Below are 683 nucleotides of genomic sequence, written 5' to 3'. Positions count from 1 at the left end.
TCGGTGAGTTGTTTGCTGAACAGGGCGTCGAGTCCGGCGGAGAAGACGGCGGACAGGGCGCCTTCGATGGTGGCGCCGGTGTGGGCGCTTTTGGTGAGGTCGGTGTCTTTGTGGTGGCGGGTGCCCCGTCCGATCTGGATGCGTTGGATGATGCTGTCCATGCTGGCGAAGATCTGGCTGATGATCTGGTGGCTGGGCACGGTGATGAGGAGCCAGGTCAGGATGCGGCGCATGGCCAGGCTGCGGATGGCCTTGAAGATGGGGATGTACTTCAGGGTGGCGCCGAAGGTGAACTTGGCGGTGGCGACGGCCCAGGCGATCTCGGCCAGGAGTTGGACGAACTGGCCGATGACCATCATGTGCATGTACTCGACGTTGGCCCGTGCCTTGAACAGTTCGGTGGACATGGTGTGGGCGTTGTCGCGGGCGGAGCCGAGGTAGTTGTGGTCTCCGGTGGTGAACTGGTCCAGGGAGTGTGCGTAGCGGGTGGCGGTGTGGCCGTCGAAGTGGCGTCGGGCGTGGGCGCGGCTGAGGTCGAGGAGGTCCTCGAGTGCGTTGACGCGTTGGGCGAGGGCGGTGTAGATCTCGGAGGCTTGGCCCAGGGCGGCGGGGTTGGCGCGGGGGATCTCGATACCGGTGAGGGCCTTGATCGCGTCGCGTGTGGACTCGGGCATGGTGTGGTC

General features: G+C 65.3%; 1 protein-coding gene. It reads right to left on the bottom strand.

Translation table 11 applies throughout. The features are described 5' to 3' along the window. Positions 1-683, bottom strand: a 683-nt coding sequence (locus D455_RS34365) for a WXG100-like domain-containing protein (RefSeq protein WP_017574091.1), incomplete at both ends; no start/stop codon positions are given.

The sequence above is a fragment of the Nocardiopsis halotolerans DSM 44410 genome, assembly GCF_000341065.1.
In the GTDB taxonomy this organism is placed as follows: Bacteria; Actinomycetota; Actinomycetes; order Streptosporangiales; family Streptosporangiaceae; genus Nocardiopsis; species Nocardiopsis halotolerans.
Note: the sequence above shows the minus strand (reverse complement) of the source record. Positions and strands in the feature narration are given on the sequence as shown.